The organism is Hymenobacter daecheongensis DSM 21074, assembly GCF_900141805.1.
Classification (GTDB): domain Bacteria; phylum Bacteroidota; class Bacteroidia; order Cytophagales; family Hymenobacteraceae; genus Hymenobacter; species Hymenobacter daecheongensis.
Genome location: NZ_FQYN01000010.1, coordinates 100,511 through 113,684, shown reverse-complemented (window position 1 = coordinate 113,684; position 13,174 = coordinate 100,511). Strand labels below are relative to the sequence as shown.

15 protein-coding genes are annotated in these 13,174 nt (G+C 60.7%); 4 read left to right on the top strand and 11 right to left on the bottom strand.

Annotated features, from left to right (window positions below):
- The 11 genes from BUB62_RS17265 to BUB62_RS17220 form a co-directional block, all read right to left on the bottom strand.
- Positions 1-714, bottom strand: a complete 714-nt coding sequence (locus BUB62_RS17265) for a DUF6046 domain-containing protein (protein WP_073112294.1) — start codon at positions 712-714, stop codon at positions 1-3.
- Positions 707-2,707, bottom strand: a complete 2,001-nt coding sequence (locus BUB62_RS17260; protein WP_073112292.1) for a phage tail tape measure protein — start codon at positions 2,705-2,707, stop codon at positions 707-709. The genes BUB62_RS17265 and BUB62_RS17260 overlap by 8 nt, the downstream gene beginning before the upstream one ends.
- A 9-nt stretch (positions 2,708-2,716) precedes the next feature.
- Positions 2,717-2,884 carry a sarcosine oxidase subunit delta gene (locus tag BUB62_RS19195; RefSeq protein ID WP_143164256.1) on the bottom strand — a complete coding sequence of 56 codons (168 nt, stop codon included), beginning with the start codon at positions 2,882-2,884 and terminating at the stop codon, positions 2,717-2,719.
- A 59-nt stretch (positions 2,885-2,943) separates the two neighbouring features.
- Positions 2,944-3,282 (bottom strand): hypothetical protein, encoded by a 339-nt coding sequence (locus BUB62_RS17255; protein ID WP_073112290.1) that lies wholly within the window; start codon positions 3,280-3,282, stop codon positions 2,944-2,946.
- 63 nt (positions 3,283-3,345) lie between these two features.
- Complete coding sequence (locus BUB62_RS17250; RefSeq protein ID WP_073112288.1) at positions 3,346-3,777, bottom strand: hypothetical protein; 432 nt, start codon at positions 3,775-3,777, stop codon at positions 3,346-3,348.
- Between the two features lie 46 nt (positions 3,778-3,823).
- Positions 3,824-5,104, bottom strand: a complete 1,281-nt coding sequence (locus BUB62_RS17245) for a DUF2586 family protein (protein ID WP_073112286.1) — start codon at positions 5,102-5,104, stop codon at positions 3,824-3,826.
- 73 nt (positions 5,105-5,177) lie between these two features.
- Positions 5,178-5,489: a hypothetical protein gene (locus BUB62_RS17240; RefSeq protein WP_073112284.1), complete on the bottom strand. Its 312-nt coding sequence runs from the start codon at positions 5,487-5,489 to the stop codon at positions 5,178-5,180.
- Positions 5,490-5,548: 59 nt separating this feature from the next.
- Entirely contained in the window at positions 5,549-6,223 is a 675-nt protein-coding gene (locus BUB62_RS17235; RefSeq protein ID WP_143164255.1) for a hypothetical protein, read from the bottom strand.
- A gap of 24 nt (positions 6,224-6,247) precedes the next feature.
- Complete coding sequence (locus BUB62_RS17230) at positions 6,248-6,667, bottom strand: N-acetylmuramoyl-L-alanine amidase (protein ID WP_073112280.1); 420 nt, start codon at positions 6,665-6,667, stop codon at positions 6,248-6,250.
- 110 nt (positions 6,668-6,777) lie between these two features.
- Positions 6,778-7,659, bottom strand: coding sequence for a hypothetical protein (locus BUB62_RS17225; protein ID WP_143164254.1), 882 nt, complete (start codon positions 7,657-7,659; stop codon positions 6,778-6,780).
- A 73-nt stretch (positions 7,660-7,732) separates the two neighbouring features.
- Positions 7,733-8,896: a Clp protease ClpP gene (locus BUB62_RS17220; RefSeq protein WP_073112276.1), complete on the bottom strand. Its 1,164-nt coding sequence runs from the start codon at positions 8,894-8,896 to the stop codon at positions 7,733-7,735.
- Between the two features lie 185 nt (positions 8,897-9,081).
- Between BUB62_RS17220 and BUB62_RS17215 the strand changes: the two genes are divergently transcribed.
- The 4 genes from BUB62_RS17215 (at position 9,082) to BUB62_RS17200 (ending at position 13,149) form a co-directional block, all read left to right on the top strand.
- Positions 9,082-9,528 carry a terminase gpP N-terminus-related DNA-binding protein gene (locus BUB62_RS17215; RefSeq protein WP_073112274.1) on the top strand — a complete coding sequence of 149 codons (447 nt, stop codon included), beginning with the start codon at positions 9,082-9,084 and terminating at the stop codon, positions 9,526-9,528.
- Complete coding sequence (locus BUB62_RS17210) at positions 9,521-11,047, top strand: hypothetical protein (protein WP_073112272.1); 1,527 nt, start codon at positions 9,521-9,523, stop codon at positions 11,045-11,047. Before BUB62_RS17215 ends, BUB62_RS17210 begins: the two co-directional genes overlap by 8 nt.
- 6 nt (positions 11,048-11,053) lie before the next feature.
- Positions 11,054-11,740: a phage protein Gp36 family protein gene (locus BUB62_RS17205; protein WP_073112270.1), complete on the top strand. Its 687-nt coding sequence runs from the start codon at positions 11,054-11,056 to the stop codon at positions 11,738-11,740.
- Between the two features lie 89 nt (positions 11,741-11,829).
- On the top strand, positions 11,830-13,149 hold the full coding sequence (locus tag BUB62_RS17200) for a phage portal protein family protein (protein WP_084539168.1): 1,320 nt from the start codon (positions 11,830-11,832) through the stop codon (positions 13,147-13,149).
- Positions 13,150-13,174 lie beyond the last annotated feature (25 nt).

Sequence of the window (13,174 nt, the reverse complement as noted above, 5' to 3'; positions counted from 1 at the left end):
TTAGGATTGATTAGTCAGGATGGATACTTCCAGCGGCTCATCGGAGCAGCACTGCATTTGAAAGGGCACCACGTTGGGCATTCCGGCCACCTTGCCGATGTTCAGGCTTTCCACTACCAGGCGCTTGATGCCCAGCAGCTCGAACATCTGCCCGCCCACGGCGATGCTATCCACCAGCTGTTCCCAGCGCAGCATCTCCCGCAGCTCACCGGCGGGAAACACGTTAGGCTTCTCGTGCAGGATGATGCCGCGAATGGTGATGTCCCAGTCCTCGAAGGCCCATAGCTCCTTGGCAGAGCCGAAGGCCGCGTTGGGGCTGCTCTTGGTCAGAATCTTCGCCCGACGGAATTCGGCCGTGGCCGTGGCCGGCAGCCGCCACTCATCGTAGTCGGCCAGCACCACCTGCCCCTGCCGCGCCCCGGTGCCCAGCAGCTGATAATTACCGGCCAGGAAGCGGATGGGCTGGAAGATGGGCGTACCCAGGTAGCTGGTTTCGTCGCCCTGGATGATGACGGCACTCCCGATGCCGGCGAAGTCCAGCGCGGGCGAAGTGCGTTGCTGCTCCGTGGGCACCTGGAAGCCCATGCCCAGGGCGGCCTCTGCCTTGCTCAGCGCTAGGTCGCGCACGCCATCGAGCTTGGTCAGCGCCTTCGAGGCCAGGTCCGGGAAAGCCGTGCGGTAGAGGCTATCGATGCGGTAGGTGATTTCAGCCATTGCCGTTGCTTAGAACAATTTCGGAGTCGCGCACCGACCCGACGATGATGGAAGCCACCTGATTGCCGATTTCCTGCATCGACCGGCCCGCCGCGTTGGCCACCTTCACAATCACCTCGATCTTATCGATGCGGGTATTCACGATGCGGGCCTTGCTGTTGTCGCCTTGGATGTCGGTGCCCTTATTCTGCTTGGCTAAGTCACCAGAGGGCGTTTTGGTCTTGGTCTTACCTGCTTCCTCCCCACCTTTCGGCGCGTTCGGATTCCAGAAAGGCCCATTCAGGCCCATCTCGCCCCAGGCCGGGCCGGGGGCCAGCACACCCTCGCCCAGCTTATGGCCTTTCAGTTTGGCTTCCCACTCGGTATAGCGGTTCATGGCTTTTTTGAAGTTGCCATCTGCCATATCATCCATCACATCGAGTAGCACCCCGAAGAAGCTCATGAAGTTGCTGAAGAAGGTCTTAATGCCTTCCCATATCTCGCTGGTGCCCCCAAACAGCTTTTCCATCAGCGACCCATCGCCCCCCAGCTTCTGGAATACCCAGTCGATGTCAGCCCCAATGCTGCGCCACATGGCCCCAAAAAGCGTCGCAATGCCTACTACCGCAGCCTTCAGCAGCCGCAAACCCACGTAGATTACTGTCAGCGCCGCGCCCACGGCCACGATTTCCGGCAGGAAGTAGATGGCCACGGCTGCCCCGATGAGTTTGATGGTAGTCCAAATGGCCCCGGCATTCTTATTGACAAACTCCATCACGCCGTTCACTTTCTCCATCGCCCAGTTCACTGCGGGTAGCAGCTTATAGCCGATTTCAATCATGACCTTCTTGAACTTGTTCTGGAGCATCACGAGCCGGTCCGATGAATTCATCGAGCGGTTGTACGCCTTGTTCATTTCGCCCTGGCTGTTGGTCACGCCCCCTACGAACTCCTTCAGCTTGCCGGCGTTCTGCGCCAGCACCGAAAACGAAGCCGATGCCTGCGCATCGAGCCCCAGCCCGTTCAGGAAGGCTTGCTTCTGCTTATCGTTCATGCCCGCCGTGCGCTTGGCCAGGTCGTCCACGATGTCGGTGAGCTTGCGCATTTTGCCCGCGTGGTCGAAGATGGCCACGCCCGACCGGATGAAGCCGGCCTGCGACTTGGTGCCGTATATCACTTCCGACTTGCTCAGCGCCGTCATGGCGTTTTGCAGCAGCATGGTCGTCTGCTCCGCGCTCTGGCCCTTGGTGGTCATCAGGGCGAAGGCCGCCGAAATTTCCTGGAAGCTGATACCGACGTTGTTGGCCAGCGGAATAATGCGGGGCAAGTAGCTGGCAATGTCCTTGAACTCCGCCTTGCCCAGCCGCATGGTGGCAAACATCACGTCGAAGGCTTCGGTGGGGGTCGAGTTCTTCACCGCCCCCAGCACGTTGGTGGCGGCCTCCGTCACGGTTTTGATGTCGGTGAAGCCGGCTTGTGCAGCTCGTAGGGAGGGCTGGAAAATAGCCAGCGCCTTGTCGGTATCACCAACGGCCGAGATAACAGAGTTGAAAGCGCCGGGAATTTGATCGAGGGCCACAGTCGAATTCGCGCCCATATCCAGCAGCTTCCCCGTGAGCACGCCCACGTCGCGGTCGGAGAGTTGCGCGGTGGTGTTCACTTGCGCCATGCCTTTCTCGAAGTCCATCGCCTTCATCGTGGCCGCACCCAGCGCCACCCCCACGGCCACGACAGCCGCAGCAATGGCCACGTAAGGATTCGTCACCAGCTCGATGGCACGAGACAGGCCGGGCACCTCGTCGGTCACGTTCCGAATCTCGTTCTTGAACTTGCTGGCCTTGTCTTTCAGCCCAGTGAAGATGCCTCCCAGCTTGCCGCCGATGCCATTCGAGGTGCCGGCCATCTCCTTCAGCTTGGTAGTGGCGGCGGTGGTCGAGGCGATGATGCCCTTAGTCGGCCCGGTCACCATATCGACCAGGCGCATCACGAAGCTGGCTTCCTTATCAGCTGACATTGGCTAGAGTTAAGAGGATGGGGGAAAAGCTTCACTGATGACCTGGCGCATCACGCCCAGCAACAGTGCCCGCTCCTGGCTGCGCACGTACAGGTAGTCGTGCCAGAGCGTATAATAGGCCCGGTCGCTGAGCGTATCAGGATCTACCTTATAATGAAAGCGAAGCAGCGCGGCCACCTTGCGGTCCTCCTGCGCCCCTTCGCTTTCATCAATTCGTAGCGCCTGCTGAAGCTTGTTTAGAGCTTTTTTTTATTCTCGATCAGGCCCGAAATCTCCTTCAGCAGCCCGAAGTACAGCGCGTCATCGTGCTCCAGCTGGTCGAGGTCGCCGGCCAGCACGCAGGTGTTGATGAACAGGTCGTTGCCCTTCGCGCTGTCCGTTTCGCTGGTTTCGGCGATGGCCGCGATTTGCTGGCGGTTCGGCTTGGCGCACCAGAATTGAGCAGGCTTATCGGGGTTGTCGTCGGAAGGAAAGCGGAACAAGCTCACCTTACCCCGGCTCTTGTTTTCGCTCCGGGCCTCGAAGGCCTCGATCTGCTCGGGGGTGTACTCCTGGGGTTTGTTGGTCTTAATCACTGTTCAGATGCCGTTTAGACGGTATTAAATGGGAGGTTTGAGAAAGAGAAGGGTCAGCCGGCGCTACACGTTGTAGTCGATGTGGCTGGGCACCAGGGTGTATTCGCGCACCATCTTGCCCTCGCCGTTTTTGCTCTCCTTGCCGTTGTCTTTGAAGGAGCAGTTGCGCACCACGTCGGTGTAGAGGCTACCCTGGTGCTCGAAGGTCACCGGCACGTCGAAATCGGGGATGTCCTGGAAGCGCATTCCCTTGGGCAGCTGCTTCTGGATGGCGATGACCTCCTCGACGTAGAGCGAAATGGAGGCTTCGGCCTTGTAGTTGCCACGGGTCTTGCCGATGGGCATCCCACCTGCGCCGTAGGCCACGTCGATTTCAGTGCTGTCGCTGTACTTGAAGGCCTCGATGCCTTCCAGGTCGCGGCCGAAGAGGTTCACGTTGGTGTTGTTCCAGCCCGTGAGGGTGCCGAACAGGTTGATGATTTTAGGCTTAGGCATCGGGTGCTGTAGTCTGAATGAACGATGGGAGAAAGGCCGGCCGGGCTTAGCCGGCGGCCGGGTTGATGGCTCCTACTTCCGCCTCCAGCTGGCGCAGAATGCCGCGCCGCACGTAGGCCAGCGACATCTTCACGGTGCCCGTGCCCACTACATTCTGGCTCGGCTCGATGCGCACCACGGGCTCCCCGCTGATTTCCTTGGCGGCGGCCATCGTGCCCACGGCCTTGGCCCCTTTGGCCTGGTAGTAGGCCACCTGGCCCCCGCTCAGAAAGCCGGTGGCGGCATCCACGTCCACCTCGCCCCGCAGCACCGGCAGCAGTGCTTCCCGCAGGTTGCGCGTGGCCTTGTTCCACACGCCGTTGTCTTCGATGTAGGCGTAGTCGCTGGCGGCTTCCGTGCAGGTGTGGCTTTCGTTGAAGTACACCCCGTCGAGGCCCTGGAAACGGCCGGCGTAGATGTAGCCCTTGGTGCCCAGCGCGGCTTTTTCGGCCTCAAACAAGGCCCCGAACGGCTTGCCGTTGCTCAGGGCGGCGCTGAGGAAGTAGCCGGTGGCGGTGCTGGTCAGCGGGTAGGTGTCCTTGCCCTTGGCCGCTTCCGGCTTGCGGGCAATATCGACGGAGCCCAGGCACTCGCTCACCTTGCGGATGCTGAGCATCCCCAGGGCGCTGCCCACTTCCGCGTAGTAAGCCCGGCCGGTGGCCAGCAGCACCGCCGGATCGGCGGCGATGCACACGCTCACGTTCTCGCTGGCCGAAGCCCGCAGGTTGGGCAGCGTAGCCACGCTGGCGGTCGGGCTCAGGATGCCGCCGAGCATGATGTTGTCGATGTAGATGGCCGACGCGGCCAGCGCTACCACCAGCGCTTGGGCCTGGGGAATGGCGGTAAGCACATCCGAGAGCAGGCCTGTGGTATACTCGCCGGCAGCCGGGGCGGCCACCGGGTTCAGCACCACGCCGGCTTTGCGGATTTCGCCCTTGGTGGCATCGTCCTGAAGCAGCTTGCGCAGATAGTCGCCGGTGGGGTTGCAGATGGTGGCGAGCGAAGCGGCCTGCGGGGCCAGCATCAGATACAGCGTGGCATCCGGGTTGTAGTGGAAGATGCGCCGGATGTGGTGGTACACCAGCACGTTGTTGTTGGCATCGTAGGCCGCGTTGATGCCCACTGCCTCCGCGTCTTCCGGCTGAATGAGCCTCAGGATAGCGCCCAGGGCCAGGCCGGTGGCGGCCACGCCGCCGGCTACCAAGCCGATAGTGCCATCTGCGCTAGGGTTGCGGCGACCAAGCCGGCCACGCGGCTTGCTGATGAGGGGGCCTTGAAATTCGTTCATCGTAGTAACTGGTAGAAGGAGAGAAAGCGGGCGGCCGGGGGCCGCAAGTCAGGCGGGGACGAAATGCTGCCGGCTAGTTGCCGGCAGCTTTGGTCGTTTTCTTTTTGGCCGGCACCTCGCTGGCCTCGCTGGGCGTTTCGTCGGCCGGGGTTTCGGTATCGACCGGAGCCGGCACCTCGTTGGCGGGCTCGGTGGCGGCGGGCTGGGCCTCACCACGCTCGATGGTGTGCAGCTCCAGCTTCTCCTGCCGGGCATGGTTGCGCCCGGCGTTTTCGTTCAGGAAGATGTTGCCGTCGGCGGTGGCGAAGACCTTGGCCGTGCCAGGATGGGCGGCAAACGTCTCTTTGGATTGCTCCTGCAGCTCAGAAAGGGAAGAAAGATTCATATCGGGCAATGCGGTAAGGCGGAAAAGCGTGACAGTTGGAAGCCGTTAAGGCGGGGTTTCTAGCGCGGTCGGAGTAGCCTGAGCGCTCCGACAATGACCAGTAAGAGCAGCACCAGTACGGCCGAAAAGAGTTTGAAATACTCCCACCAGCGCACATATAAGGGCGGCTCGTAGGTGGGGGACAGCGTGTAGCTGGGTGGGCACTGGCCGTAGAGCGTCACCACCGTCGTGATGGTATCATGGATGATGGTAGGCGGCACCTTCACCCGCGTTTCCAGGCGGCGGCCATCGGCCGATTTCACGAAGGCCACTTCCGCCCGGCCCCCGGCGCTAACCAGCCGTACCGTATCGCGGCTCCAGGCACTGGCCAGGCTATCGATGTCGAGGCTGGTGGAAAGACTGTCAGCTGGCGTGCTCACCGCCACCGGCACGCGCACCGAGTCGGTCACGGCAATGGTAGGGGCCGGCCCTTGGGTGCCGTATTTATCCAGAAAGCGTTTCTGCGTGGCGCAACCCCCAAACGCCAGCAGCAACACCAGGACACCTACGACACCCGTTCCGGGCAGTGTGGGGTTCGGCATACCCAGCAGGGTCACGCCGACCGCCATCCCCAAGGCGGCATCGCCCCAGCTGATATTTTTGGTAAACACGCTGGCCAGCGCCGCGCAAATGATGATGACCCCGATCAGGCTGGTCAGCCAGCCCTTGGTCACGTTGGTTAAGAGTCGATTCATAAGTTCTTGGAAGAGGACAAATCCCTATTTTCTGGTCACGGAAGCCCACCAGGTGAGGGCATCGAAGCAGGGGCAGGCTTTGGTAACGCCGGGAAAATCCCGGTGCCCCACCACCTGGGCGTTTGGATGCTGGGCTTTCCAGCGCCGCACGATGCGCTCCATCTCTGCCAGCTGGGCCGGCGTGCGGTTGTCGAGGGGGCGGCCCTGGCCATCCACGCCGCCGATGTAGCTGACGTGGAGGCTGCGGGCATTGTGGCCGGCCACGCCGTTGCTCACCTGCTCATCGGGCACCAGGCGCTGCGAGCAGCCGTCGGGCGGAATGATGATGTGATAGCCGGGCGTTTTCCAGCCTAATTCCTGCCGCCAGTAGTTCAGAATGCTGGCCACGGTGGCCGACTGCGGGCAGGCCGTGCAGTGCAGCACGATGTGCGTGATAGTCCGCATAGTTGTCATTGCCCGTTGGCCCCAACCGGACCGGCTTCTTGCTTGTCAGTGCTATCCGTCGCATCCTGAGCAGTAAGCAATCGGCCGATCCAATTGGAGCCGGTTGGCATTTAGACCTTACCGCTGATGATGGCCGCCTGCGAGCGGCGGGTGTACGGGGCACACACCCCGTACACCTGGAAGCCGGCCACGCTGGAGCGGGTTTCGGGGTCGAGGTCGGCGGCGCGGTAGAACATCTGCGCCGTACCCAGAGCGCGGAAAGCGTCGGGAGCATAGAAGGCTACGGAGCCGGTCGAGTCGGTGCCGGCGGTGGCCGCGCCGAACGCCTTGCGGGTTTTGGTAGTCAGGTTGTACACCGGGGCATACAGGTCCTGATGCAGCTGGAAGCCATACAGCGTCGGAGCCAGAGTACCCGTGCCGATGTTCTGGAACATGGCCGCGATGTAGGAGCCCAGCGTGGAAATCTGCAGGTCCATGACGTGCTCGTTGCTCAGCACCAGGATGCGGCCCTGCTTCGGGATTTTCGCGTTGTCGAAGGCATTCGACAGGCGGATCAGGTCTTCGGGGGTCATGCGCAGACGGCCCGTGCCATCGTTGGCACCCGTGGTCACCAGAATCGGCATGGCGGCCGTGGCGGCCTGGGGCGCGATGGTGTAGAGGCCGTGGGCACCCATCTGCTCATCGAGCACGCCCTTGTGCTGCTCAATTACGGAACCGGGCTTGTCGTAGGGAATGGCGTACAGCTCATCCTGCGAGATGCGGGTGTTAGTGGTGTCGTACTTGTTCAGGGCCAGCGGAATGTCCGTGTCTTCGCGCTGAGCCGTAGCGATGGGGTACACCGAGTTGTTAATCAACACCGTCGGGTCGGCCCCGATTGCGTTGAGGTGAATCACGTTGTTACCTACGAAGGACGACTCGTCCTTCAGCTGACCCATCCAGGTCGGGGTGTTCCTGAGCTTGCCGATCAGCATCGCCAGGAAGAGTTCTCTCATTACAACAGCCATTGTGGTTTTAAAAAGTGGTAAAGGGTGAGTGAAGGCTTGCGAAAGGGGGCTGTTGGGTTTTCTAGTTTTTGGGCTTGTACTGGTAGGTCTTGGCCAGGGCCTGGTACTTTTCAGGCTGCTTCTCTGCCATCACAGCGAGGGCCGCACCGTCCTTCTCCATGTAGTCGGTGATAGTCCAGTTCGAGCGGTCGTCGGCAGCGCTGTTGCCAGCCGCGTTGGTGGCCTTGGTGGTGTCGGTGTCAGGCTGAAGCTGGTTGGTGATGGGGGCCACGCCCGGCATGATGTCCAGCATGGCTTTCACCGCGTCGTAGTTCATCACGGCGTTGGTCACGAAGGCATCGCGCTGGCCGGCCGGAATCTTCTTGGCGGCGATGCCAGCGTCCACCAGCATTTCGGCCTTTTCCTTCTTGCCCTTTTCGCGCTCTTCCTTCAGGTCGTTTTCGGCCTTGATCTTGGCGGCGCTCATCTGAGCAATGGCGGTTTCTACTTCAGCGTCGGTGGCGTTGGCACTCAGGCCCATCGAGGCGATGATGGTATTCTTGTTCATGGTCGAACTTGTGGTTGGAATGGTGAGACTATGCGCCATTACCACCTGATTCAGGGCCGCTGGCACGTTTTTGTAGTTGTAGCTGGTGAAGGCTTGCGCCATGTTGGTCGGCAGTGCGTCTTCCGCCCCGGTGGTGCCCGTGACGAAGCCTTTCTCTTTGGCCGTCTCCGCATTCATCCAGGTGGTGGCGGCCATCATCTCCGACACCTCATCCGCTTCAAGGCCGGTGCGCTTCACGTAGATGTCGATGGCGGCCTTGCGGATGTTGTAGTACATCTGGAGCGCGGCCTTCAACTCCCGCTCCCCACCCTCGACGTACACGCAGGGGTCATGAATCATGTACTGACCGTTGGCCGCCATTTCGATGCCGTCCGTAAACGCGCAGGCTATCGTAGTGCCGGCACTGGCGACCAACGCGCCCAGTACACAGGTCTTGCGGCCGGGAAAGGCCACAAGCTGGTTGTAGATTTCATTGGCATCGTAGAGCGACCCGCCCGGCGTACAGATGTAGCCGCGTAGTTCCGTCACGCCCGAAGCCCGCAGTAAAGCCAGCTGCTGCGTAAAGTCCACTGAGTTGTTAGACCACCAGTCGATCTTACCCGTGATGGAAATTTCAGCGACCCCGCCCCCTTGATTGGTGACGTTATACCCAGCGATTATTGACTTGATGCCTGCCATAGGCCACAAAACTGGCGGGCTAAATCGGGCCTAAAAAATTGGGTTTCAATGATTGGTGTCTTTAACACCAATGCGTGTGGTTAAAAACACCAATCATTGGAATATTATAAATTCCCCTCCCGTGCATCATGCACCTTTGCTGGTAGTTAAATGGTAGCAAACACAGCTTCGCCATTAGCCAAGCAATGGGAAACCTAAAAAGCAGGGAGCGGGAACTAGCGAAAGAGCTATTTCTGCAAGGCGGCAAAACACAAAAGGAAATTGCCGGGATGGTGGGGGTCACGGAAAAGACTCTCTCCACCTGGGCCGAAGTCGGAAAGTGGGACGTGCTCCGGTCGGGGCGCTTGTCTACTACCACCCAGGCCGTGGTCAATATGAAGGAGATGCTTCGCCTGCGCAGTGAAGAAATCCTGACCGACATGCGAGACGGCAGCGCCACCAGGTATGGGGATGAGCTGCTGAAAATCACGATGGCCATTGAGAAGCTGGAGGGGTCCACTTCCCTTACCACCTACATTCAGGTGCTCCAGGAATTCATGCTTTTCGTGGGCGGCAAGGATCATACGTTTCGTGGACAGCTGGCCGACTGCCAGAGTGCCTTCCTAAACTCCAAAGCCGGCACCAATGGCTAAGACCAAGCCCACGCGAAAGGAAGAGCTGGTAGCCCTTCAGCGCTACCAGGACCAGCTGGCTATCATCAAAGACAGCGCCCGGCCTGAAGTGCAGCACCGTGCTGAGGAGAAGGAAGAGCGTATCAAGCGGGCCAAGAATGACTATAACTATCTGGTCAACCAGTACTTCCCGCACTGGGCAAAATCAGACTGTGCACCCTTCCATGTCAAGGCCGCCAATAAGGTGCGCCGCGACAAGAATATTGCGCTGCTGCGCAAGTGGTTTCGCGGCTCTGCCAAGTCCACCCACGTCGATGTAATAGAGCCCATCTGGCTGCACCTCTTCCACGAAGAGCCGATGTGTATGATTCTGGTGGGTAAGAGCCTCTTCGACGCGAAAGTGCTGCTGTCTGACCTGCAGGCGGAATTCGAGGGCAACCCTCAGCTGCTGGCTGACTTCGGCCCTATGCTGGATGAGGGCAACTGGGCAAAGGGCAACTTCCGCACGAAGCGCGGGGGCAAGTTCTTCGCCCTGGGCAAAGGCCAGTCGCCTCGTGGTAAGCGTAACGGCCCTCAGCGCCCGAACTACCTCGTGCTCGATGATGTGGACGATGATGAGGAAATAAACAACCCTAAGCAAGTCGATAAGTCGGTGCGCTGGGTACTGCGGGCGCTCATCCCGGCAATGGGTGCCGAGGGCGGCCGCTTCCAGATGGCTCAAAACCTGATCGGCTCCTACACGATTCTCAGCTGCCTGGCAGAGAACGACGCATTCGAGACGTTCCAAGTCAATGCGCTGGATGAGCAGGGCCAGCCCAGCTGGAGCTACTACACGAAGGCGTTCTACGATCAGATGCTACGCCGCATCGGCACAGCCGCCTTCGACACGGAGTATATGAACGACCCGAAGACGGAGGGCAAGCTTTTCACCGATGAGCACTTGCCCTGGACGGAAATCAAGCCCCGCAACCGCTACGAGCGCATCGTGGGGCAGTGGGACATTGCCTACTCCGAAAGCAAAACGGCCGACACCAACGCCATTGCCATCGTGGGCCTCACCCTCAGCGGGCAGAAGCACCTGATTGCCGGATTCTGCCGGCAGTGCAAGATGGAAGCGGCCCTGTGCTGGATGTACGACTACCAGCAAGCCCTGCCCAGCACCGTGGTGGTGGAGTGGTATGCCGAAAGCCAGTTCTGGAACCAGGCCGTAGAGCTGGCCATGCAGAACGTGGCCACCGAATACGGCTGGCGGCTGCCCATCATCTTCGACGACCGGCCCCAGGGCAACAAGTACAGCCGCATCCTGCAAATGCTACCGACCATGCAGCGCCGCGAATTCTACGTGAATCAGGATGAGAAGCACAACCCCGACGTGCAGCGGGGCCTGCAGCAGATCAAAGGCATCGAGCCCGGCTACTCCTGCCACGACGACTTCCCCGACGCGCTCCAGACGGCCATCGCCAAGCTGGAATCCAGCCAGGTATATGGTGATTTTGAGCCCACGCTGGGGGCTCGCACCGTTTCTTCCAAAGTTTTCTAGCCTGCCATGCTCTACTCTTTTCTCACCTCCGACGACCTCGACAGCGCCATCAAAGAGGAAATGCTGTACCAGCTGGTGCGCGACAACCTGGGCCTGGTCGGCTCCGCGGAAGCATCAGCCGTGTCCTGGATGAAGGACTACCTGGGGCAGCGCTTCGACGTGGCGGCCGTATTCCCCAACATCGGCGAGTGGACGGCCGGCAGCGAATATGGCCCGGCCCAATCCATCACGATACCAGGCGAGCCGGCAACCGTGCCCGCGGGCATTGCCTTCTACGAGCGCCCAAACGAAATCGGCCCCGGCCAGAGCTACACGCCCCAGTATGAGCGCAACGCGGCCGGTCGCCTCACCAACTACGCCTGGCACGCGGGCCAGTGCTACGAAGCCCTGCGGGCCAGCCTGAACGTGGAGCCCGGCACGCCGGCCGCCCAAACCTACTGGCGGCCCCGTGACCCCCGCGACCCCAAGGTGATGATGTTCTGCGTCGATATCACCTTGTTCCGGCTCTTCCAGCGCGTCAGCCCGCGCAAGATTCCGGACCTGCGCACCAGCCTCTACAACCAGGCCAAGGAGTGGCTCACGATGGTAGCCGACGGCAGCCTGACCCCTGACCTGCCCCGGCCCATCAAAGTAGCCGACAGCAGCGACACCATTCGCTGGGGCAGCAACGCGGCCCGCCAGCACTACTACTAAACACCGTCTAAACGGCATCTAAAGGGCCGTCACGTTCCGCGCCGGCTTCCGCGCCTATCCGGTTCCTTCCTTCTTCCCAACGCCTTTCTATGAGCTTCCTTTCCAATCTTCGTTCCCGTGCGGCCAGCACCATGCTTTCCTGGCTGCCCACGCACCTGGTGCAGGTAGAAAACGCCTTGCGGGCGGGCACCCCATCGGGCGGTTCGGCCAGCGAGGGCATCGTGCCCGAAGTCATTGCCCAACGGGCCGTGTCCTTGCAGGAATGGCAGAATGCCGTGAACCTGGCCCGCAACCCCTTCGTGCAAAACCGCCGCGACCTGTACCGGGTGTACGACAACATCATGCTCGACCTGCAGCTGACCACCCTGCTCGATAAGCGGGTAGAGAAGCTGCAGGCCGACAAGTTCAAGATCATGGGGCCGGACGGCACGGAGCAGCCCGAGCTGGCTGCGCTGCTCCAGACGATGTGGTTCCGCAACTTCATTCGCCACGTCATCGAGAGCATCGCCTACGGCCACAGCCTGCTGGAGCTGGCCGACCAGGCCCCCACGCCCAAGACCATCAAAGTCAATGGCCGCTCTCTTCAGTATTATCCGCTGCTGAGCGTGCCGCTGGTGTCGCGCCCCCACGTGCGGCCCGAAAAGGGCCAGTGGGTGCGGAACGTCTTCGACCAGGAAGGCCCCAGCTTCCGCGACCCTGCCGTGCGCAACTACTACCTCGAAGCCGGCGAGCCCACTGATCTGGGCTTACTCTATAAGATAACCCCCGTGGCGCTGGCCAAGCGCTATGCGATGGGCAGCTGGTCGGAGTTCAACGACAAGCTGGCTATTCCGTTCCGGTGGGTGACGATGAAGAGCCCGGATGCCAAGCGGGAGCAGAAGCTAGCCCAGATTCTGCAAAACATGGGCAGCGCGGGCTGGGGCATCTTCCACCCGAATGAGGAAATCAAGCTGCTGGAGTCAGCCAAGAGCGACCCGCACAAGTGCTTTCTGGAATTGCTCGTGTACTGCGATAAGCAGATGAGCAAAGCCATCAGCGGCGAAACCCTGACCACCGACGAAGGCGCGGGCAGCAAGAGCCAGGGCGTGGTGCATCAGGAAGTAGCCGAGCTGAAGCACGAAGCCGACCGCACCTTTCTGGAGTACATCGTGAATGAGCAGCTGCTGCCGCGCCTGGTGTGGATCGGCTACCCGCTGGCGGGCTGCAAGTACGTGCGCGACGACTCGATGGAAATGTCGCCCCAGGACCAGATCAAGATCGACCAGGTGCTGCTGCAGTTCTACAACCTCGACCCGCAATACATTGCCGATAAGTACGACATCAAGCTGGACTACATCAAAGGCAAGACTCCCGAAGAGGTGAAAGAAGTGCTGGAGAAAGCCGTAAAAAAGCCCCAGCCGGTAGCGTAATCCCGCCAGCGCTACCGGCTCCACG